Here is a 22013-nt window from a genome sequence, read left to right as displayed (position 1 = left end):
CACGTAGAGGGTGAGCGATGCGATGGCCGAAGGTAACCCGATGAATGTCTTCGAGCTTATTTCAGGAGCAAAGAAACAACGAGGAGTCTGGCACAATGAAATTCCCAGAAAAAATTGTTTTAGCCACAGGTAATCAAGGCAAGGTGCGTGAGTTTGCATCCTTGTTTGTAGATTACGGAGTAGACGTTGTGGCGCAAAAAGAATTAGGTGTATCTGATGTGCCTGAAACAGGCACAACATTCGTTGAAAATGCCATTATTAAAGCGCGTCATGCGGCACAAGTAACAGGCCTTCCTGCTATTGCTGACGACTCAGGCTTGGTGGTTGACGCCCTTGGCGGTGCACCCGGTATTTATTCAGCCCGCTATGCTGGCGCTAATGCAACTGACGATACTAATATCGACAAGCTATTAGCTGCCCTTGACGGCGAAACTCAGCGTAAAGCACACTTTTTCTGTACATTAGTGTTGATGCGACACGCCGACGACCCAGTACCATTAGTTAGCCAAGGTAAATGGCAAGGTGAAATTTTGACTGCTCGCTCTGGCAATGACGGTTTCGGCTACGACCCCGTATTTCACGTACCGACGCACGGCTGTACCGCAGCCGAATTAGAAAAAGCCGAAAAGAACCGCATAAGCCATCGCGGCAACGCCCTTGCGATTTTGCTTGATAATATGAGAGCGACTTTTGCGTAATCCACCGCTTAGCCTTTATATCCACATTCCCTGGTGTGTTCAAAAGTGTCCGTACTGTGATTTTAACTCTCACGGGCTTAAGTCTGATTTACCCGAAAAAGAATATGTGGCGCACCTGCTGGACGATTTAGCCATTGATGCCAAACGCATTGGCGACCGCCCTATTGAGACAATCTTTATAGGCGGTGGCACGCCCAGTTTATTTTCAAGCGAGGCCATGGCAGACATTTTAAACGGCGTTAAACAGCGGGTTAACTTAAGCGACACTGCAGAAATCACCATGGAAGCCAACCCAGGTACCGTTGAAGCAGGCAAGTTTGCAGGCTTTTATCAGGCAGGCGTAAACCGAATATCGGTGGGTATTCAAAGCTTTCAGCCTAAGCATTTAAAAGTGCTAGGCCGTATTCATAATGAAAGCCAAGCTGAAAATGCGGTAAAACAAGCTCACAGTGCGGGGCTACCCACGTTTAATTTAGATCTCATGCATGGTCTACCTGAGCAAAGCGTAGAGAATGCCATGGCAGACTTACGCCAAGGTATAGAGCTAGATCCCTACCATCTGTCGTGGTACCAGCTTACTATCGAGCCAAACACGCCTTTCTATTCAAAGCCGCCAGAGCTACCTGACGACGATATTCTGTGGGAAATACAGGAAAGAGGCCACAGCCTCCTAGAGCGTGCAGACTACCACCAGTACGAGATTTCAGGCTATGCCAAAGCGGGGCATCAATGCCGTCATAACCTGAATTACTGGCGCTTTGGCGACTACTTAGGCATAGGCTGCGGTGCCCACGGAAAGATTACTGATGCCACTAATGGCACTATTCACCGCACCGTTAAAGTGAAGCACCCAAGGGGCTATATGGAAATGAGCCGCCCGTATTTAGATACGCAAACGCAGGTAAGAAGAGACGATCTGCCGTTTGAGTTCTTCATGAACAGATTTCGTCTAGTAGAGCCTTGCCCGATAAGTGATTTTAACGATTTCACAGGTACTGAGTTAACAGATGACGTTAAGCGTGCATTGTCTGATGCTCACCACCAAGGTTTACTTTCTATTTCAGATAGCCACTGGCAGGTAACCGCAAAAGGACGTAGATATCTCAACTCGCTGCTGTCGTGTTTAGTTTAGCCTTGCCCTGCGAAGCGCAATCCAAAAGCCAGATCGAAAAAGCCTGCTCACGCAGGCTTTCTATTTTACTCAGTCTGTATTCGACCTTACATTAACTCTTCTTCATCAATTCTTAATCATCGCTTTTATCGTGAAGCGTAATAATATTGTAAGGTTTAAAAGCTGGCACATTTGCTCTAAGCTTTTCTTCCGCCACATCTAAGCGCTTAAGCTTTTCACAAAACCATTCTGCTTTTTTGCGCAAGGTCGTAGCTTTGTCACCCACATCTAGATGCTCGCCCACGTTGTTAAGCTGGCGGGTAATTTCTGCCACCTTCTCTTGGTTTACCTCACCGCTTCCTGTATTGATGCCACTGATAGCAGATAATATACCGCCAACTGAGGTAGAAATAGCTTCCTCAAGCTGCGCTTCTATTTCACTATCGACAAACTCATCAACACTTTCCAGCGATCCGGGGCCGATAAAATAATGATTACTGGCATGCCTGAATTTATCCTTCACGCGGTTTTGAACACGCTTCATCGCAGCATTCAAACGTTCATAGCTATCGTGATCACTGCCCACTAAACCTAAGTAAACATGCTCAATGGTATCAATGGCTAAATCTACACCTTCGGTAGCCAAAATAATCATTTTTGGAACGACATAGTGTAGTCCTGAAGAATACTCTTCTAGCCACTGCCGTTCCTGTTCATTTAAAGTTTGCCAGCGACCGCCTACAAACAGCTGATTTTGATCGTTAATTTGGACCACAGTGCGGGTTTTATCCATTACTCGCAACTGCTGATTGTTAACGGCAATGCCATAAGCAAAATCGATGTTGCAGGTATATTCGGCTTGCGCTGATGCACTTAGTCCAGCGAATAAGCAAATTGTGAAGAAGAAAGCCTTAAGGCGCGATATCATTTTCATACCATCATTGTGGCTAGCTAACTGAGAAATAAAAAGCCAACATGAGTCTAACGTGCTAAAAATCAGGTTGAACTTGTCGAGATTATCAATTTACACAAAGCATAATGGCATCATGAGCGAGAAGCATATATATCTGCGTTCAAACCTAAAACAACAAAGCACGCATTATAGAGCGTGCATTGTTTATAAAAAGTCTTAGCGTCAGATATTAGACGAAAGATTAATATGAGGCGGCGTAAAATTTTACTTTTTCCTACTCGTTGGTGTTAGTGCGCACGAGTCGTACATATATGAATCGGTCTTTTCCTTTGATGGAGTGACTAGCATTAAAAAATGCAACAACCCAGGCTCTATCAGGATCGTCTGCTGAAGGGGTGGACGTCCAAAAATCATCAGGTGGCGTTGCGGGAAAAAGTGTACTGTTAATAGCTGGACGCACACAATCGCGTTCCGTCAATGTTGCCAACTCTTTGACGTTGGGCAAGCGCCATCCCAAGAGATCCTCATTGCTCGCCCGGTGCGCGAGTTGCAACGCCTGCTGCCACGTATATTTCACCGCTTCACCGCTGCATGTAGAACCATCCCACATTTGCCCTTCGGCACAGCGTCTCCACACCAAATCTGTGGTGGTATCCAGCAATGTACTAGAGGTTAGCTCTTCAAAGTTATCTTGTGGTGTAGTCTCTAATCCATCAGATAAGCATTCTTGGGCGTAAACTGAAACTGATAAACTGGCAAGTAGAGTAGAAGCAGCAAAGACTTTACATGTAGACAATACCGCGTTTTTTATCGCTGATTTGGCGTTCCTATTATTTGGTTTACTCATGTCTATCTCCCTGCTCTAACTAGACGAACACGCGCCGCTGACGATTTGTTGAGAAAGTTATCTACACCGGAATCAAAATCTAGCGCCCATGCATTTCGAGCATCGTCACTGTTTACTCCGTCAGCACTGGGCACTGAGGTCCAATACCATAAGGGCTCGGTAGAGGTTACGCCGGTGTTGGGGAAATAATCCTCATCAATCGCCACGTCGTCGGTAATACCTAAATGCATCAATGAAAAGAGTTCATGATGTGTAGGAAGGCGCCAATCGTAAAAACCACATAACCCTTGCGCATTAACCGCTTGTACATACGCAGAGGTATTGCAATTGGTTAATAAACACGTGGCATTTGCGCCGAACTGGTCGCCCACAAAACCACCGTTTACTTCGTCGCTGTACCACGAGTAGGTGTAATCTTTGTCTTGAAATGCACCATCGTCGGTTTTCACCTCCCATACTAATCCAGTGACGTTATCGCGAACGCACGACCACACTTCCCCATTCGTGTCTTGTTCGTCGCCATTGGCATTTAAGCGCGTGAAGTCAAAGCCAGCTTTTCCACGCCCTGCTTTTTCTATAAGACCATTTTGCTCAATGATATCAGCGCCTCGCTGTCCGTCTTGACCAGGAAAGTCATTCTGATGCGCCACAGTTAACTCGTTGTTGGTTGCTTGCTGCAAAAAGCCTGTGTCGTTCAAGAGTGCCGTTGGCATTGGGCGTATATTCACATTAATGGTATCTTCGACTCTGTTACCGTTGGCGTCGGTAACGGTAAGGGTATAAGCCACAACAGTAGAAGACGACACTGAAGGTGCAATAGCAAATGTAGAAAGCGCATCGCTGTCATCAATGGCGAGATTTGCTGCGCCAGACGTTGGCGCACTGCCTGAAGAAATATTGTTACTGCGCTCCCACGAATAAGTAAGTGGTAAAGCATTGGGAATACTGGTGGTGGCCTCACCATCAAGAATAACCACTTCCCCACTGAAGACGCCCTGCGAGAACCCTGCGTCAACTACAGGCAAAGTCTCAGTTTCAGATTGAACAGAAATTGTAACGGTATCGGTATCAGTGGCCCCTTCACTGTCTGTGACTTCCAACTGAAAGGTCAGCTGTTGTGCATCGCTCGCCACGGGGGTTACGATAGTCAACGTGGAAAGATTAGTTTCAACCTCCGTAATAACATTGGTACCACTAGCTTGGGTCCACATGTAATTAGCTATTTCACTATCTGTCGCGTTGGCGTCACCGTCACTACTTGCCGATCCATCTAATACAATTTCAACACCGCCAGGAAATGTATTCGCTGGTAAGTTTTCCCACTCAGGGATATCTATACGGGCTTCTGGGGCAATGTTAACCGGAGCGACCGTAATAACCGTAAAATCACTGGCTGTATTCCCGCTTTGATCGTTTGCCGTGACGGTAAGCGTATACTCAGTGGCGTTATTAACAAGTGGCGCCACAAAACTCGCCGCAGAAGCGCTGGTGTCTTCGTGCGTAATTGTCAGTGAAGGAGACGCACTCCAATTATAGGTGTACGTGCCATCACCACCACTGATTTGCGCACTTAGTGAATAGGTAGCCCCTTCGGTTACGGTAGCGTCAGGGCCAGCATTAATAACTAAGCTGCTGACTTCCTCACCATTAGTGTCATCACCGCTGCCTCCACCACAGGCTGCAAGCATGAAAGCCCCTCCAAGAATTGCCAGTCCACGGATCACCCTAAGCGGAAAATTGCTTGAACATGAAGACGAACTTAAATGCATACGTACTCCCATCGCACTCTGCGCCAAAGCCTTATACCGAGTGCGAGTAAAAATTTGATGAAGGTTCAGCGGCGAGATAAAGAATGTCTTCTCGCGTATTTTATGTAGCGGTTATAAGAGGGTTTTATTAGCTCTATCTGATTGTGAACTCGCTTCTTGCGCTTCAGATACCGTCACTTGTAGCGCTTCTAGCTGTTTTTTACCTACCGCTACGTCAGTCATGTCGTAAATCATCATACTAATAAAATCGACCTTACCCGTCGCCGATGTAAGAGGAGAAAGTGTGATGTTTTGATACATGAATGACTCACTACCTGTAATCGGCCGGTAGTTAGGAAACTTGAATAAATAAGGACGTTGCTCCCATGTCATAAAGGCACGGGTTTTTAAGTCAAAAACCGGTTTAGCTTTTTTAATAAACCAGTCTTGCTTGATGGCGGGAAATAGCGAAAATAGCGTTTTGTCCCTTACTTCACTGGGCAAGAAACCACTGTGACTCTCCATAAAGCCGTTCCACACTTGCACCGTAAAGTTACGGTCTAGTACGACAATGCCAACGTCTACCGTTTGTAGCATGTCCATCATCCAGTGGAATTCTTGTAACTCATCTAAATGCTGGCTCATTAAAAATCCTCCAACAAGTGGGCGAGTTTAGAATTCATCATTTTCATAGACTCTTCCGTGAACAATAAGATTAAATCACACTGAACATTGTAGCCTTCCAGACCATAACTAAGTTCTATCGCCAACGTGCGCTTCCACTTAATTTGGTTCATGCTGATAATTTCAGTGATAGCACGATGCTGCCCAAGCACAATGGGGTGACCTTGGCTGAAGTTAATGTCCATTTGGTTAGCTAACCCTGTTAAACACGTACCAATCAAAATACTCGCCGCGTCCATAAGTAGCTCTAACTGAAGCTGATCGTCGACCTCTCCTTCTACATTGAGTATTTTGGCCACATCATCAAAGCTTGAATCGCTTAAAATACATAGCGCTTCACCACTGACACCTGGCCCCAAAAAGCCTTGGCACACCGCAGTGACTTGCTCGTGGCCTTCAATATCAGAAAGCATCATATGAAGTTCCGAGACTTCAATTAAATTAACGTTAGGTATTGGCAACTCAACAAACACGTTCATGGTGCGCGCTAAATGGTCGCCCGCTTGCCCCATGGCAATATTAGTAATTTCTTGATAACAATCGCGAATATCCGGGTCTAGTGGTGAAACTTCTTCAGGCTCTTCCTCTTCAACGTGAAGAATATTGAATTTATCGAGAACCTCGGCCAGTTTCTGGGGATCCACAGGCTTTCGAATAAAATCTAAAGCGCCAAGTGACGTTACTCTTTCATGAGCTTCAGGCTGGATGTCACCCGATACAACAATAACTTTGGTTTTGAGACCTTGTTTCTGAATCGCTTCTAATGTGCCATATCCGTCTAAAACAGGCATATTAAGGTCGAGCAATAGAAGATCGCCCTTTCCTTCGGCGAGCGCCGATAGAGCATCTTGACCATTTTTAGCAAAATGTACGGCTACTTCCCAATCTTGAGGAAGGCATTTAGCCACTTGCTTGCGCGCAACTAACGAGTCGTCACATACGAGTACAGAAAACATTAAATTCTTTTACCACCTAGCTTTTGAAACCAGTTACCACTGGTATTTTCTAGCAATTTCAATTGTATCGGCATAACCATTGGGAACTGAAGTATCAATTCAACCGAGCTTTCGCTCATCAACAAACACGATACTTTTTGTTTGAATAGATTCCATGTATATAGTGATACGAAACACTCCACTAAGAAATAGCACTTTTGGTGAATATTGCCAGCACGTTTTCACTTGTAATCATTAATTACAACAAATATGAAGCACGAAAAGACGTGAAAGCACCGCTTAAACGAAAAAACCAAAAATAACGGGTAATGCCAACGCGGTAAATATACCGTTTACGCAAAGGCCCAGTGTTGCCATTGCGGCCACATCTTCCCCCATTTGAATAGCTTTCGCTGTACCAATCGCGTGAGCAACCGTGCCCATCGCAATACCTTGCGCCTGACGGTTTTGTACGTTGAGTATCGCAAACATTCCGGTGGCGACAATGGCTCCAACTACGCCCGTCACGATAACAAAAACGGCAGCCAATGCGGGAATGCCGCCAACTAGAGCGCTAGACTCCATGGCCAGAGGCGTAGTGATTGATTTAGCCAACATGGTAATTTGTATTGCATATGGTGCATCTAGCGCAAACAAGGTTAGCCACGCGGTGAAAGGCGCGAGTATGCCGCCAAAAGCAATACTTACCATTAATCGCCAACCATAGTGTTTTAGCTTGTTCCATTGCCTGTAAATAGGTAATGCTAAGGCCACGGTGATAGGGCCTAGCAACCAATGCAAAAGAGAGGCAGATTGTTGATATTCAATGACACTCGTATCGGTTAGAGAAAGTCCAATCGATACAACAAGCGTGGTAACAACAATAGGATGCGCTAGCGGATGACCTTTGCATTTCTTGTTTACCCACAGCGCCATAATGTAGCCTATGATTGAAACGCTAAGCCACAATAGTCCCGTTAAGCTGAAGGTCTGATACAGCGCCTCCTTCATTTTCGCTCAACCTTCTTACTTGCCACTTCTGAGTCGCCGCCGCTTTTACTGTTAAATAAATACTGAGCAAACCAAGCGGTTACTCCTAAACTTATTGAGGTTGTTAAAATAATCGCGATGGCGATGGCAAGTGCATTGGTCTGGATGTCTGCCCAATAAATAGATACGCCGAGTACAGCGGGAATAAATAGCAAAGGCATATGCTTTAAGGGAAAGGTAACAAAGCGCGCCGTATGCACTTCAAGCTGAGGAAAAACAAAAAGCATAGCAAGTAACAAAAATAGGCCCATCAAAGGCCCAGGAATGGGAAGGTAGCTCACATTTACGATTACAAGCCCAAGATAATAAGCAGCAAACACTAAAACTGCGCCCACTATCGTGTTTCTCACATCTCGCACTATCGCTCCTTAACAGGCTTTGCAGACCCTAGTACTTATTCCCGATATTCAGTGGATAAGTGTAACGATAAGCGACTTCAACCACCAGCAGTACCATAGTCGTATAACAGAAGGCCCCACCGCAATGCGGTTCGATGTTCAATCTGCCTGCCAAAACTGATAGTAGTACTTGTGCGTGATTTTGAACGCTTCGCCACCTTGCATCACAACTCGCCGTTGATTAAGTTTTTGTTCCAAGTGCGAAACATGTTTTGCATTTACAGCCACGGAGCGGTTACAGCGCTTGAAACTCTGCTCTTCCAATCGTTTAAGTAATTCACACAATGTTGTGCGAACAACGTAGCTCTCTGACAACGTTTGTATACACATATAGTCTCCCGCAGCCTCAATCCATTTGATCTCTGCAGGGGTTAAGCAACACCATCCATTTTCAGCGCGAAGCCCTACAACGTTTGGCAGTGCCCTTTTGCTCAATTGCTGACGTAACGTTGCCAACAGCGCAGATTCGGAAACGCCATATTGTTTACATAACCCCTTTACCAGGCTGTTAAATTGAAAGTCTCTTTCATAAATATGGTACTTGGTTTTAACCTGTTCAATAGCTTTTAATACTTGAGGTTCTTCAAGCGGTGATTTAACAAATCCAGACGCGTTGTAAGAAAACGCTAAAAGTGCTTCTTCGTCTTTATTTCCTACCGCTAACCAATATCGTGATGCAAGATTTCGGCTTGATTGTGAGACTGAGTAGAAACCAATAGACTGGGGATACTTTTCTGCCAGTGCTAGGCAATGCCCTACCGACTGAACAGGATAGACATGACTGAATACATTTAGCTTCTCTAGCATTTTGCAAAGCGAGTTTTGCATTGAAACAGAATGTAAAAAAACCAGTGCAATCATCAGTGCTCCCTTGCAAGTGCAAACATTAATAGCTGAAAGTACTACCTATCCCGATCTTTGGATGTAATTGTTTTTTTGAAGCGAAAAAGGGGCTACAAGCTACATAGCCCAATCGCCAGGGTAGAAAACGCTTTATTAACGCTGTGCGGTTAATGCGCTTGGGTTAGCGTTAACACGACGGGCAATCAGCTGAGCGTTTTTGACCGCATTATGAGTAAGTGCAAAGGTAAGCATATCTTGACCGTTGCACACTAATCCCTCATGAACGTCTCGCATAGTTAAACCTGTTGCTCTTACAGCCCGATGTAATTTCAAACGGTTATCACTTTTTACTGCTTCACACACTGCAATTAAGCGTTTTTCGAGTTGTTTGGGATATGATGCGGCATTCGCTACGGTTGCAGTAAGCGACAACGTTAAACCAAGTAAAACAAATTGGGTGACACGGCGTGACATAAACATAACAAGTTCCTCTGATAATATTCGGCAACGCGGTGACGAGCTTTTTTGTCCCCGCAACATTAAATTAGTGAAAGGTTGTAAAAATCACGCTATAAAAACGTTAAAGCACTGCTATTTGAGACGTTGCGACAGGCATACAAAAGCGAAGGTTAAATAATCGGTCTAAACTGTAATTAGTCGTGCTTAGCACACACTTTGCAACATTCTAATAAATGCATTCGTCGCAAAATAAAACATAACGAGCAAATATTCCTACCGTATAACTGTGCAGGCAAAATCTAATTCATTAACACGTAATCAAGGAAGAGCTATGTTAGAGCAACAACAGTACCACCTAATAAGAGAGCAAATGCAGCCTGGTGACATCATTGCATTTGGCGGGAACAGTTTATTTTCTCGTTGGACAAAACTCACTACGCGTTCTGCTGTCACGCATGTGGCTATTGTTATGCAGACAAAGATGCGCGATGAAGAGTCTAATCGCTATTTTAACCAAGTCATGGAAGCAACCTCATATAAAGGAAAGCGGGGGGTAATGATCAATAGACTTAGTGAACGTGTGGCGTCTTATGATGGTGATATTTGGTGGCTACCACTGTCTGGTGAATCGAGACGTATCTTCGAGCAAAATAGAAGAGACTTCTTTAACTTCATGTTTGAACAAGACGGAAAGCCTTACGACGTACTTCAGCTATTCGGCTCTGCCGTTGACGCTATTGATGAGCACCCGCTATTTGGCAGCATAAGCTACAATCAAGAAGATTTTAACAGCTGGTTCTGTTCAGAGTTAATTGCCGAAGGGTTGGAAACTGCAGGCGTTATAAGCGGAGTCAATGCATCAGAAGTCACGCCAGTAGATATCTGTAGGTTTAGTATTTTCAAAAAGCGTTATGTTCAGCTTAAAGGAAAAGGAAGAGTAATTGGAGGGTTCAATTCGCTGAAGGCAGACAACTGGGGCCAGATTGCCTGACCCCATTTATTAAAAACCTTTGTGCCCCTATGAGGGATACAATGTGTTTTAGAAAAAACTGTCTTGGTGAATTTTAATGAACATGCTCGTACCAATTTTAGAGTAATCAATTTTGTACTCTTTACCATTAAGGGTTTGTACGAACAATAATGTTTTTTCGTCGCCAAATACATCACTGGTGGTTACATCTACCAGTTCCATATCCATCATCTTGGCATCGCGTTTGTTTTCAGGCACTTTGCCTTCATACTGTTTGATACCTTTGTAAGTTACAAGAACTGGCGGATGCTCATCGCCATTGATCACCAATAGATCTAGTTTTCTTATTTTATGAATGATGGTATTTCGACCACTTGTAATGAAGGGTTTTTCAGTCATTCTCATCTCCGCGACCGCTTACCTGCTTTATAGTTGTTAACAAAGAATGTAAGTGGTTGAGTTTACCACGATGTTAACAATGAGCACATAAGCATTTGGTTTATATATGTGTGCAAAGTATAAACATAAATTACACAAAATGAGCAATAAATCGCTAAATTTTGCAGTTGGCGTATGATTTTACAAATTCCTCGTTGGATATTACTTGATCATTACGGGCGAAAGCATAGATAAACTAAAGTGCAATCAAACCTCTCACCTCGCAAACCAATGGGAAGTGAAGCAGCCATTACTGCCACTTAATCCAAGGCCTGTGCACTAAGTTCTGAATGAGCTTTTTGCAGGGCTCAGTTTCCGGAGACTCAAACACACAGCTTGGCGCTTCACTGATGTCCACTTGGGCGACAATGTTAGACACCGACACGTCGAGGTCTAAATCAGTATCGAGCTGGGTCATGGGCAGAATAAACTCCACTCGGTTGGTGAAAGCACAAGATTTTTCAGGCGGACTGTCAGCGGACTCAGCATTGCAACCCACGCTGCCTAGATGATAAGACCATTTGCGTGCTTCTTCTCCGTTTTTAGCGACATCTAATCTCAAGAATTTGTGACCGTTTTGACGATTCTGAAACATTGAACTGTCATTTAATGGCGAAGGCTGTGTAAGCCGATCAGCGTGATTTTCATCGAAAGGAAGCCCCATAGTGAAGCGCAAGTTTGTAGACAGTTTTAACAACTCTTCCGATACGTCCAATACAATTTTGCTATTGGCATCGTCAGGATTGTTGCACTTATTGTGAAACTTTAGCAACGCCACATTCTGCGTTTGCCATTGGGTTTGTTTAAACTTAACTCGCTGCCATTTTCCATCAATTCGCAGCTCTGGCTTGCTAAGATAAAAACCAAAATAATCAATATTCCATCGCTGTTGCCCAATACTCATGATCATTGGGCAAGCACCGGTATCGACGCCCACTAATTTAAACGGGATCTCACCCGGCTCCCTTCCTTTGAGGTTGATTACATCACAGCCAGCTAACGACACTAAAGCCGCTAAGAGTAACGAAGGCACAATACTCTTGCGAAAAGGCATTTTCATTTATATATCTACTTCCTTTGAATGAATGGTAGTTTTTGATACAAACCACCTTTTTAACTATGCACCTAACCGGACGACACCATGAATGCATGACCATTAACGCTAATAGTGCTGTTTTTAGCATTTATTAGTCAAGATAGATTGGCTTACTCCGACTGCTGTAAAGCACGGTTTAGTGCAGAACACGGGTATTATTCCGACACGTCTTACATACACAAGTTCTAAACGACTATGCTTTTGTGTACTAAGGAAGCTTATTTTATGAAAACACCTACCAAGCCCAAAAGCCAGCCTTGTGTAAATGTATATTTATTGATGAACTTACGTATTTATGAGAAGTATTTTTTTTAAAAATGTATGCAAACCACGGGTTAGTGAACAAAAATAAAGCAAACAAATCACAAAGCCACCAGCGAGGCGTGACAAGCTAAATAAAACTGCTTATACTTGCGCTCGTTTGTGATTGTTCTGCATAACAATTTGCACACAGCAAATACAACGCACACTTCAAAATGGCCCTATAGCTCAGTTGGTTAGAGCATCCGACTCATAATCGGCAGGTCCCCTGTTCAAGTCAGGGTGGGGCCACCATTTCTCCTACTCTTCGACGATAGTTACTACTAACCTAATTCGGTTCGAAGAGCCGTACACTGCATTTATGATTGTCTCTTGATATTAGTGCACAAAGTAACTCTTCCCGCATTGAAGATACGACCTTCACAAGCGGGAATCGTATACGCTGCGAATGCCAATTTAATATATGTAGCGTATGCAAAGGAGTCGAAAAATAATCATCATGCACAACGTATGTTAAACAGTTGATATTCATAGCCAAATTTTCACCCATAACATATTTAGCCATAGCTGTTACAAATTAGATCAGATTACATCGAGATAGTTCTATACGTTGTTGCCTTCTTAAAAAGGAGTTAACCGCATGAAAAACATGTCATTTTTATTACTTGCATTCGCACTTGGTGCGTGTAGTTCAGACGACGTAGACTTACCAGATGTCGTTGAATCGGTCACCGTCACTACTAACTTCAATGATGGTGAGCAAGGGTGGGTAGCAGGGTTTTCTGACTATCCTCAAGGCAATGCAGATATTTTTGAGTTTGAATCTGAAATCAGTGCTGTACCAACCACCGATGATCAGAGTGGTTTTTATCTTAGCGCTCACAATAGAAGTGACGATGTATTTATGTTCTTGAAAACACAAGTTACAGAGTTGGAGCCAAATCAACGATATCTTCTGGAAGGAACCATTAGCTTTTATACCAACGCAGGAGCTGATTGCGTTGGTATTGGCGGCAGTCCCGGCGAGTCTGTATATCTAAAAACTGGTGCTACTGAGATTGAACCTGCACAAGCCGACTACTATATGAATATCGATATCGGGAGTCAGTCACAAAGTGGTAATGATAGCGTAGTTCTAGGTACCATTGGTGTGCCTGAGATTGGATGCGACTCAGACCAGCCTGTTGGACAAAAAACAATGGCATTTACAGGAAGCGAAGGCTTCGAAATCATTTCTTCTGAAGAGGGTAACATGTGGCTCTATTTTGGCACTGACTCAGGGTATGAAGGCCAGACTAAAATGATTTATACAGAGGTTGAATTCACTCTTACTCCGCAATAAAACTTTAGACCTTTTGGCCACTTCGCCATTTGAGGAAGAGGACACAACTTAAGCTAGTCTGCGTTCGTCCGCAACGCAGACTAGCTTAAAGAGAAAAAAGTATACGGCTTTGATACTGATGGTCTTCATGAAAAGTGCAGTTTCAATCTAAGGAGCATAAAAACAGTTACATGGATCAGTTTAATCAAGCGAAAGATACTGTAACTATTGTTCTCGACCAATTCTGGTCGCTACTAAAAGGGAAATGACTTATGGAAGAAATCAAACTAGAAGAGCTACGGAGTATTTCTGGCGGCTATTTGGACCGAATCGCAATCGCCATAGCCATTGCAGTAGCGGCATACGACTTTTATAAAGGTTATTCAGACCACAGAAATTAACACCCAACAATAAGGAAGTTAAAGTGATTGAACTAAACACGACTCAAGTAGAATCAGTATCTGGTGCTGGTCTTTTTTACGATTTAGGCGCATTTTTTGCCCAAGTCTCAAACGCAAGTGATGCGATTTATGCGCAGTACGGAAATACAAATAGAAATCACTGGTAAATGCAGTATCTAGGGGCGAAATGCCCCTGTGTTTGGAGAGAAGCAAAATGAAAAGGAAACACGCGAGTATTGGTTTTAACATCGCATCTGGAATCTACCTTTTAAGCGCTATATGGACTTATTTTGTAATAGGAGATAAGCAATTATATTTGTTAGAACTTCAAACGGCTTTACTTTTTTTGGTTACAGGCAAGTTATATGTGTCTGCTGAGGAAACAGTTTCCAAGCAATAATCGCCCTTTCATCACGAAAAAACTCGTAGTGACGGATTTATAGAAAACGCTCATAACCACTTATTGTTTTACACTAAGCACAATACCCACCGGCTTTTACTTTATTACTTCGCGGTTATCTACGTAAAAAAGGGGCTATCTAAACAAAGATAGTCCCCTTACGTAGTCAAAATACAGCGCTTTAGTTAATCTAAATATACCTCAAATTCTGCAATTTGCGGTCTTTGTGTTGCAGAGTCGATGATAAAGTTTAGTTTATCCAGATTGGTGTTTGAAAACGAAATAGTACTTGGTATTGAGTTTCCAGACGCTAGCAAGTTTCCATTGTCATTGTTCACAAGCCGCCATGACGTTACCGCACCTTGGCTGGAAGAAGTTTCAATTATTCTTACTTTATTCACCGTCGTATTTAGGCGTTTAATACTAATTCGTCCAGTTGTGCCGCTTGGAGACCAATAAGTAGACACATTACCATCTCTAACATTACCGTAACTTGTTCCACTGTACTTTGAGCTACCGTCAGATTGTGCACTTAGTGATAAGTTGGTGCCGCTCGGAGGATTACCGCCGTTATCGCCGCCACCGTTATCGCCACCGCCGTTATCGCCGCCACCGTTATCGCCGCCACCGTTATCGCCACCGCCGTTATCGCCGCCAGTTGAACCACAGCTACCGTCAGATACTGCAAGATTTTTGTTGGCTCCCGCGGTACTCTCAAGAATATCTCGTATGCAAGACGCTCCATCGAGTGAGTAACTATAAGGGATGGAAATTGATGCTGTAGACTGAACGTTTGGTCCTGCAGGTTCATAATCGCTATCTGAGTCGCTCCACGTCACCCCACTACCGAACGTGTTTCCCGCAACCTGCCAGTAGCCATCTGTTGTTGTATAAAACGTACCTAACGGATCTTTACTATTCTCGAAATAGTTGTTTTCTACTTTTACTTCGGCGCCCGCGCGCGAGTTTATCCCCGATGCACGAATTCCATCATAATAGTTGTTGTAAATGTGAGCCGTCGCGCCCCTTACTAGGGGAACGCGCGATTTTAAATTTTCAAAGATATTGTGGTGATAAGTAATCGGACCATTGTTCACTTGAGATTCGCTTGAACCAACCAACCCGCCTCGGTCTGAGTTGCGTAAGATACTGTAAGATAGGGTAATGTATTTCGAGTTATCCTTAACGTCGAATAAGCCGTCGTAGCCGTCACTTTCGCCACCACTCGCTTCTAGCGTTACATGGTCAACCCATACATTGCGAACATCTTTTTCTATCCCTATCGCATCACCGCCATTTGACGTAGGCGAACCTGATTTTTTGACATTTTTAACGCGAACATTTCTTATTATTATGTTCTGTGAGTTTCTAATATGTATACCCAGCTGATCAAACGTTGCGCCATTGCCTACACCAATAAGCGTCACGTTTGCGATGTCCTTCAATTCAATTTTATCATCTGCAGTATTACAACTGTCCCCAGACACTTTTTCGGTATTACCATGGTTGATGGTTCCAGAAACCTCAATAATAATCGGTGTTTCTGAGGTGTTTCTATTGCACAGTGCTTCATGTATTTGTTTACCCGTTGAGGCTTGAACTACTTGCCCACCTTGGCCGCCAGTTGTACCGCCATTCTGCGTGTGAAAGCCTGATGCGACGACCGACGTGGAAATGGCTAATGCTATGGATGATGCGATTATAGTTGATTGAGGTACTAACAATTTTTGTCTCATTTTTGTGTCCTTAGATTGATAATTGGAAGGGCGTACAGCTTCAATTACTCAACAAGACCACATCAATTAGTTCGATTTTATATATAAACTAATTGAACTTAATCACCGCCCGAATGCCACCGGTAGCACAAAAGACAATAGCAGATATTCGAAAACATTTTTAACTTTATTTAATAACAAATTATTAATAAATATAACTTTAAATAAACAGTTTACAGTATAACATTGAAAAACTTAAGATTAATTTGTGTGCAAATTTGACTAAAACGCCCATAAATTGCCACCGGTATTTTAATTGAGCGTTGAATATCTCAGTGGTTAATAGCTAGCGTGTAAAAAGGGATTACAAGATGAGCAAACGAACACAGATCGCCTTTGGAAAAATCCTCCCTTAGCTAAAAATCATACTGTGTTGGATGGTATTGCATTTAAGACTTAGAGATCGGATTACCTGATGCCTGAGCCCCCCTCTCCTGTTCCATATTGAGCGCAGTAATTGGAAATGGAATAACTATTCCCTCTTCATCAAAACGCTTTTTAAGCATTTTTATAAAGGCACTTTTTATGAAAAAGCGGTTAAAGTACTCACGGGTTCTTAGCATAACGGTTAAATTGATGCTGGAATTATCAAAGGTATGGAAAAGCACAAAGGGCTGGTAAGTTTCAACGCCAAACTCGTGCTGTTCTAGAATAGTATTGGCTACTTCTAAACAGACCTTTTCAACATGTTCTAAGTCTGAACTGTAATGCACGCCAACTTCAACGGGCACCGACAATTCGCGTTCGGGATAGTAATAGTTTATCAGTTTTGAATTAGACAACTTACTGTTGGGCATAATAACGATATTGTTAGGCAGCATCCTAACCCAAGTAGAGCGCCATCCTATTTTTTCAACAAAGCCTTGCTCTCCCGAGTCCAATTCAATGAAGTCGCCTATGCGAATGGGCTTATCCATAACTAACTGAATACCCGAGAAGAAGTTTTCAAGTGTGGGCTGTAGCGCTAATGCCACCGCAAGTGAAGTAATGCCTAACGAGGCAACAATAGGGGTTACAGAGACCCCCATTGTACTTAATATAATGAGAATTGCTAATACAGCGAACAGCGCTCTTACAGCTCCACCGGCAATTGCACTTGTGTTCTTGACTATGGTTGACTGGTCGCGATAACGACTCAAGGAGTAGGTGACAAAACGCTCGAAAAAGAGAAATAAGGTAATGATTAATCCAGCTTCAATAACAATGGTTAATGCTTTAACGGCTCTTTCATCTTCTATTTGAAATACTGAAACAATACTTTTAACCAACTGCAGGAAGATAACCCAGATAAGCAAATTAAGTGGGGCATTAAGCGACAGCACAAGCACGCGATAAATGTCAGACATACTGCTGTTTTCTGAACGGGCCTTGGCTTTCAAGCGCACCAATATGAGGCGTTTAATGATGAAAAGCACAATAACAACCCCGACTAATCCGGCTATTGCTAGTACCTGCTTGTTTTCAAGAAGTTGAGTGCTATCCACGGCTGACGATGCTCCTGCGCAAAAAGTATGGTGCTTTTAATATTAGCTACACGTTAATACGAAAAAGAAGACGCAAAAGGTGCACCAATTGTTGTTAGGAATGTGCAGGAAGCTTTTGTTGATATTGGTTAAAGAGCCATTGATTAGCTTCTTCGTTATCTGTAAAAAACAGGTAATCCATTGAAGCAAGCTCGGGGATCCGTTGGTGCATGATTCCACGGATCACTGCCCCTTTGTATACATATGCTTTCGCGATGAGGCCCATTTCAGGGAGGCGAGTAATAATGTGCTTAACCATATCAAACGCTTCGGGCGTTGCGCCCTCTACTTGGCTAATGTCGGCAAGTAAAGCAAAAGGCTTCCCCTTTAATCCCATAACTAACTCGAAAAGCTCTTTTCGGTAGCTCTCTGCGCTACTCTCATTAAAAATGCCATATAGCTTGGTTGTAATAATGCCATTTGTATGAGATATCGATGCGTTACTTAGATTTCTTGACATGACCAACGTTAATTCTTTAAAACTTGATTAAGCATAACTGAAAAATAGCATCATTTTCGAATTAGAGGCAATATCGGGAATCAACTACTCTTTTTTCAATGCCAACAGGCTATCATTGTCTGGAAAACTTATGAGAGCGTTCACAAGAACTTTATTCGCCTGCTCTGCCCTATCGCCTTTACGAAGCGCAACAACATAGTTGTGTACATACGCTTGTTGATGTTGGCCCACGTCATACCCTTTTTCAAACCAAGTTATCGCCAGTTTGTTATTACCTTCAATGTCAGGATTTTCGAGATAATAATTGGCAATCAGAAAGTAGCTTAACCAATAGGAAGGCCAAGTCTGAGAAGCGGTTTTTAAAAACGCTAATGAACGTGCTTTGTTCCCTACTTTAAGCATGTCGTAAGCGGCACTGACGTATGTAAAAGGTGTCATTTCGGACGACGTAACACCTGGTGGAACCGGAGCCAAGTACCAGTAGTTTCCTCTTCCCCACGTTCTTTCAAAAAGCTCTAGTGACATTTCGTGATTAGGTGTAAGACCCGTATGTAAAGTAACCGTTCCCGTTTCGCTATCGAACCCAACAACGACAGCGTAGTGCCATTGGGGTAATAACTGGATGGACAAATTTTGAAATACAATCACTGGAATGTCGTCTTTCACCAACGACATTATTGACGATAATGTCCCTCGTTTAGTATAGGGCAAAAAACCAAACTGCCGAGTAGCCGTGATCATTTCTAGCTGAAGACTTCCTTCCTTATTGGGAATGAACAACTTAGGTGCGATATCATTTGGAGAGGTGCTTTCACCATAGTAACCAAACACTTCAGATAGCGTAGTAGGCCCGCAATAAAACTGCTCTTGGGGAAAAAACGGAACAGATTGAATAGTGTGGGATTCAGGTAAAGAGGCAAGTCCCTCTTGCCGCAGCTTGTCAGCTTGAGGTGTGGACTGACAGCCTGAAAGCAAAAATAGAAGCGAAAGGCCTGCTAACGCGCAGGCCTTTTTAACTGAATTGATCATTCTATTAGCTGTTCACTGGACGAATAAATGGGTAAACGTCAGTTACACCAATTAGGTCCAAAATTGCGATAATAGCAAGTACGGTAAGCACTGCACCTACAACACCACCCGCTGGAGCTTGATTAATTTCATCATTTAATTGGGCAATTTCGCTGTCGGTCATGCCGTTGATTCTCGAAATAGCTTGGTTGCTATCAACACCTAAGCTTACCAATTTGCTCTGTACGTCTGAACGGTTAACCATGTCAATTAACTGCTGCTTATTGTAGTGAGCGGCTTGGGTTTGCATTACGGAATCTGAGCTAATTGCTTCAGCGTGTACACTGCCAGACATTAAAACCGTTGCCGAAAAGCAACCAATCGCAATTTTTTTCAAAAATTTCATGATGTTTCCCTCTTTAAAATGCCCAGTTTTATTCTTCTTTTGCGTTACCTAAAACACTGTAAAGTAATGTGAAATAAAACTTCGCACTGATTCAGCAGACGCGTTTGCAGTCTGCAGATTATTTTCAGTAGATAGATGCAGCAAAAATAAGACCAACTGAAAAGGCCTTCTTTCTTATGTTAGAGAAGGTTTCATTTTTTCTATTTAACGTAATGATTTAAATAACCTTTATGCGCAAAATGGTGAATAAAGCTTTATTCGTTAATACTGCATTGATGCATCACCGGGCGCTGACTGTTATGTAATATTTTCTTTATGCTGGAATGATTTGCTTGCCGCTAATATTAAAAGAGCAACAAACGGTAAGGGGCACTCTGTGGAATGAGCAGTTGATTCGAAACGCCTATTTCACGCCTCATACCATACGGAGTTAAGTTTCAGGTGCAATTTCTGATAAAAACACGCTATAAAATACATTATCGGGGTTATTACTTTCTTTAGCGTTTGGGTGAAATGCGCATCAAGCAGAGTTTCATATATTGGGTATTGGTAGCGACTATCTGCTGTATTAGCGGATGCAGTTCAGATAAGTTTATGCGTAAAAAAGTATCTCCTTTGTCTTTGGCCAGTGCTTATGGCTATGGCTATTTGCCCGACTTAAGCCACTTCGACAACATACAACTGGTTGCTCGGTGCACATCGTACGAGCAGAGTACTACGCTAGATATCGCGCTTGCGCTCGATTGCTACATCACCTTGTTAAAAAGAGACAGTCTTTCTGAAGAGCATCGTGCTGCAGGGGTCGACGGGTACAACCTCGCAGTAAACAAGCTATTCCGTCTAAGACACACAACTGACAATTTAATTAAGGTTAACTACTCGGGCCCAAGCGAGCTCGATTTAGTTTCAGAGATAGAAGCCTTTGACGCTCGCCTCTCTCCTAAGGTATTTGGTGAACTTGGCAGTGCTGCAGTGGCTCGAATTAACAACCAAGCACAGAATGGCCGTAGTCTCGACCTCAACTATCCACTAGAAGGTATTTACTCGCCTTATTCCCTTCAAGTTGAGTCGGTTGCATTGAAAGGGCTTAGAATTCACATATCCTTACAAGCCCAACACGTCGATGTGCCCACCGAAATACTTGTTGGAAACAACACATACATGCAAAGGTACTCCCCTGCTGCCGCTTACCTTTCTCTTTTACAAAATGCCGACATCCACAATTTCAGCTGGCTGGGATTTACTAATGCACAAGACGCTGAAAAGAGAATGGGAGTCTTTAGTATTGGAGAGCTTTCTTCAGTCAAAACCCCGCTTATTATGATTCATGGCCTCAATTCAGACCCGCTAATTTGGCGCTATCTCACAATGGCTATTTTCAATGACGAAGAATTATCCCAACATTATCAGATATTGCACGTGTACTACCCGTCAGGCCCTCCCCCTTTCTATAACGCCATGCGAGTTCGCAAATTACTGAACAAGCTAAACCAGCGGATAGCGTCACCGGAAGGTGCTTCTTCATCTGCGGTATTGATAGGGCATAGTATGGGCGGAGTAATCGCAAAGCTGATTTCAACGCATTCAAATAATACGTTGTGGGATACTACTTTTACAGAGCCACCAAAAGCGCTAATCGCTGAAGGTGACGAAATGTTGCGAGATATATTTATATTTAATCCCGTGTACAAAGAGAATACGGTGTTTTTTCTCGACACTCCGCACCGAGGCTCAGAAATAGCCAATAGCCTCATAGGATCGTTAGGCTCTTCACTCATCACACTCCCTTTTAGTTTTAAAGCGCTATTTAAAAACTTTATCGACAAAGTAGGCGTGAGCAGATTAACCGCGGCTATGCTTCCATTCTTACAAAACTACGGGCCAGATAGCGTCCAAGTGTTGCGCCCCAATCACCCGCTGATGACAGCGTTAGCCGACATTCCTGTAGAAGGCGAGAGCTATTCTATTATTGGCTCAACCAGTACCTTGTATTGCCAGTCAGAAACAGAATGCGCTGCTATAACTGACTCTGTCGTCAGTTATAGCAGCGCATATTTACCTGAGGCAAAAGACACAGCAATTGTTAACTCGTCACATAACTCATTCAAAAGCCCTCAGGCAATCGAGTTTATACTTGATAAGCTTAGCCAAAAGCACATCAGCGCCAAAACTGTTCAAAATTCCCTCGACATGTAGCCCTCAATTCCTTATAGTGCGCGCGCTTTTATATATTAGTGAAGTGACAACCGCTTTCACTATTATCTCTTC

23 protein-coding genes and 1 tRNA gene are annotated in these 22013 nt (G+C 43.2%); 8 read left to right on the top strand and 16 right to left on the bottom strand.

The window, feature by feature from the left end:
* The first annotated feature begins 95 nt into the window (after window positions 1-95).
* Window positions 96-698, top strand: coding sequence for an XTP/dITP diphosphatase (locus V7R42_RS05895; RefSeq protein ID WP_334019381.1), 603 nt, complete (start codon window positions 96-98; stop codon window positions 696-698).
* Window positions 691-1830, top strand: a complete 1140-nt coding sequence (gene hemW / locus V7R42_RS05890) for a radical SAM family heme chaperone HemW (protein WP_334019263.1) — start codon at window positions 691-693, stop codon at window positions 1828-1830. The genes V7R42_RS05895 and hemW overlap by 8 nt, the downstream gene beginning before the upstream one ends.
* Before the next feature lie 112 nt (window positions 1831-1942).
* Here hemW and V7R42_RS05885 read toward each other — a convergent pair whose 3' ends face one another.
* From V7R42_RS05885 to V7R42_RS05845, 9 genes are all read right to left on the bottom strand, one after another.
* Window positions 1943-2737 carry a YggN family protein gene (locus V7R42_RS05885; RefSeq protein ID WP_334019380.1) on the bottom strand — a complete coding sequence of 265 codons (795 nt, stop codon included), beginning with the start codon at window positions 2735-2737 and terminating at the stop codon, window positions 1943-1945.
* A 259-nt stretch (window positions 2738-2996) separates the two neighbouring features.
* Window positions 2997-3569, bottom strand: a complete 573-nt coding sequence (locus V7R42_RS05880; protein WP_334019262.1) for an Lcl C-terminal domain-containing protein — start codon at window positions 3567-3569, stop codon at window positions 2997-2999.
* Window positions 3570-3571: 2 nt separating this feature from the next.
* Complete coding sequence (locus V7R42_RS05875) at window positions 3572-5338, bottom strand: Lcl C-terminal domain-containing protein (protein WP_334019261.1); 1767 nt, start codon at window positions 5336-5338, stop codon at window positions 3572-3574.
* Window positions 5339-5449: 111 nt separating this feature from the next.
* Window positions 5450-5962 (bottom strand): PAS domain-containing protein, encoded by a 513-nt coding sequence (locus tag V7R42_RS05870; protein WP_334019260.1) that lies wholly within the window; start codon window positions 5960-5962, stop codon window positions 5450-5452.
* Complete coding sequence (locus V7R42_RS05865; RefSeq protein WP_334019259.1) at window positions 5962-6957, bottom strand: response regulator; 996 nt, start codon at window positions 6955-6957, stop codon at window positions 5962-5964. Before V7R42_RS05865 ends, V7R42_RS05870 begins: the two co-directional genes overlap by 1 nt.
* 279 nt (window positions 6958-7236) lie before the next feature.
* Entirely contained in the window at window positions 7237-7947 is a 711-nt protein-coding gene (locus tag V7R42_RS05860; protein WP_334019258.1) for an LrgB family protein, read from the bottom strand.
* Window positions 7944-8336 (bottom strand): CidA/LrgA family protein, encoded by a 393-nt coding sequence (locus tag V7R42_RS05855; RefSeq protein ID WP_334019257.1) that lies wholly within the window; start codon window positions 8334-8336, stop codon window positions 7944-7946. The genes V7R42_RS05860 and V7R42_RS05855 overlap by 4 nt, the downstream gene beginning before the upstream one ends.
* A gap of 147 nt (window positions 8337-8483) precedes the next feature.
* A complete protein-coding gene (locus V7R42_RS05850; RefSeq protein ID WP_334019256.1) occupies window positions 8484-9245 on the bottom strand; it encodes a LytR/AlgR family response regulator transcription factor in 762 nt (253 codons plus the stop codon).
* A 135-nt stretch (window positions 9246-9380) separates the two neighbouring features.
* A complete protein-coding gene (locus V7R42_RS05845; protein WP_334019255.1) occupies window positions 9381-9707 on the bottom strand; it encodes a DUF3718 domain-containing protein in 327 nt (108 codons plus the stop codon).
* Between the two features lie 310 nt (window positions 9708-10017).
* Between V7R42_RS05845 and V7R42_RS05840 the strand changes: the two genes are divergently transcribed.
* Window positions 10018-10677: a hypothetical protein gene (locus V7R42_RS05840; protein ID WP_334019254.1), complete on the top strand. Its 660-nt coding sequence runs from the start codon at window positions 10018-10020 to the stop codon at window positions 10675-10677.
* A gap of 48 nt (window positions 10678-10725) precedes the next feature.
* Here V7R42_RS05840 and V7R42_RS05835 read toward each other — a convergent pair whose 3' ends face one another.
* Together V7R42_RS05835 and V7R42_RS05830 are read right to left on the bottom strand one after the other, a co-directional pair.
* The gene (locus V7R42_RS05835) at window positions 10726-11055 is read right to left on the bottom strand and encodes a hypothetical protein (protein ID WP_334019253.1); all 330 of its coding nucleotides are present in this window, start codon (window positions 11053-11055) and stop codon (window positions 10726-10728) included.
* A 289-nt stretch (window positions 11056-11344) separates the two neighbouring features.
* Window positions 11345-12154 (bottom strand): MbnP family copper-binding protein, encoded by an 810-nt coding sequence (locus tag V7R42_RS05830; protein WP_334019252.1) that lies wholly within the window; start codon window positions 12152-12154, stop codon window positions 11345-11347.
* A 514-nt stretch (window positions 12155-12668) separates the two neighbouring features.
* On the opposite strand from V7R42_RS05830, the gene V7R42_RS05825 reads away from it, so the two are divergent.
* From V7R42_RS05825 to V7R42_RS05810, 4 genes are all read left to right on the top strand, one after another.
* A tRNA-Ile gene (locus tag V7R42_RS05825) sits at window positions 12669-12745 on the top strand.
* Window positions 12746-13091: 346 nt separating this feature from the next.
* Window positions 13092-13793 carry a hypothetical protein gene (locus V7R42_RS05820; RefSeq protein ID WP_334019251.1) on the top strand — a complete coding sequence of 234 codons (702 nt, stop codon included), beginning with the start codon at window positions 13092-13094 and terminating at the stop codon, window positions 13791-13793.
* 251 nt (window positions 13794-14044) lie between these two features.
* Window positions 14045-14173: a hypothetical protein gene (locus tag V7R42_RS05815; protein ID WP_334019250.1), complete on the top strand. Its 129-nt coding sequence runs from the start codon at window positions 14045-14047 to the stop codon at window positions 14171-14173.
* Window positions 14174-14196: 23 nt separating this feature from the next.
* The gene (locus tag V7R42_RS05810) at window positions 14197-14340 is read left to right on the top strand and encodes a hypothetical protein (protein WP_334019249.1); all 144 of its coding nucleotides are present in this window, start codon (window positions 14197-14199) and stop codon (window positions 14338-14340) included.
* A 418-nt stretch (window positions 14341-14758) separates the two neighbouring features.
* Here the strand turns inward: V7R42_RS05810 and V7R42_RS05805 are convergent, their stop codons facing one another.
* The 5 genes from V7R42_RS05805 to V7R42_RS05785 all read right to left on the bottom strand — a co-directional run bounded on the left by V7R42_RS05805 (window position 14759) and on the right by V7R42_RS05785 (window position 19745).
* Window positions 14759-16309 (bottom strand): pectate lyase family protein, encoded by a 1551-nt coding sequence (locus V7R42_RS05805; protein WP_334019248.1) that lies wholly within the window; start codon window positions 16307-16309, stop codon window positions 14759-14761.
* Window positions 16310-16737: 428 nt separating this feature from the next.
* Window positions 16738-17832: a mechanosensitive ion channel family protein gene (locus tag V7R42_RS05800; RefSeq protein WP_334019247.1), complete on the bottom strand. Its 1095-nt coding sequence runs from the start codon at window positions 17830-17832 to the stop codon at window positions 16738-16740.
* A gap of 94 nt (window positions 17833-17926) precedes the next feature.
* Entirely contained in the window at window positions 17927-18331 is a 405-nt protein-coding gene (locus tag V7R42_RS05795; RefSeq protein WP_334019246.1) for a hypothetical protein, read from the bottom strand.
* 84 nt (window positions 18332-18415) lie between these two features.
* On the bottom strand, window positions 18416-19360 hold the full coding sequence (locus V7R42_RS05790; RefSeq protein WP_334019245.1) for a PA2778 family cysteine peptidase: 945 nt from the start codon (window positions 19358-19360) through the stop codon (window positions 18416-18418).
* Window positions 19361-19364: 4 nt separating this feature from the next.
* A complete protein-coding gene (locus tag V7R42_RS05785) occupies window positions 19365-19745 on the bottom strand; it encodes a PA2779 family protein (RefSeq protein WP_334019244.1) in 381 nt (126 codons plus the stop codon).
* 594 nt (window positions 19746-20339) lie between these two features.
* On the opposite strand from V7R42_RS05785, the gene V7R42_RS05780 reads away from it, so the two are divergent.
* Complete coding sequence (locus V7R42_RS05780) at window positions 20340-21941, top strand: esterase/lipase family protein (RefSeq protein ID WP_334019243.1); 1602 nt, start codon at window positions 20340-20342, stop codon at window positions 21939-21941.
* Window positions 21942-22013: the final 72 nt, after the last annotated feature.

It is taken from the genome of Alteromonas sp. S015 (assembly GCF_036864485.1).
Lineage (GTDB): Bacteria > Pseudomonadota > Gammaproteobacteria > Enterobacterales > Alteromonadaceae > Alteromonas.
Note: the sequence above shows the minus strand (reverse complement) of the source record. Positions and strands in the feature narration are given on the sequence as shown.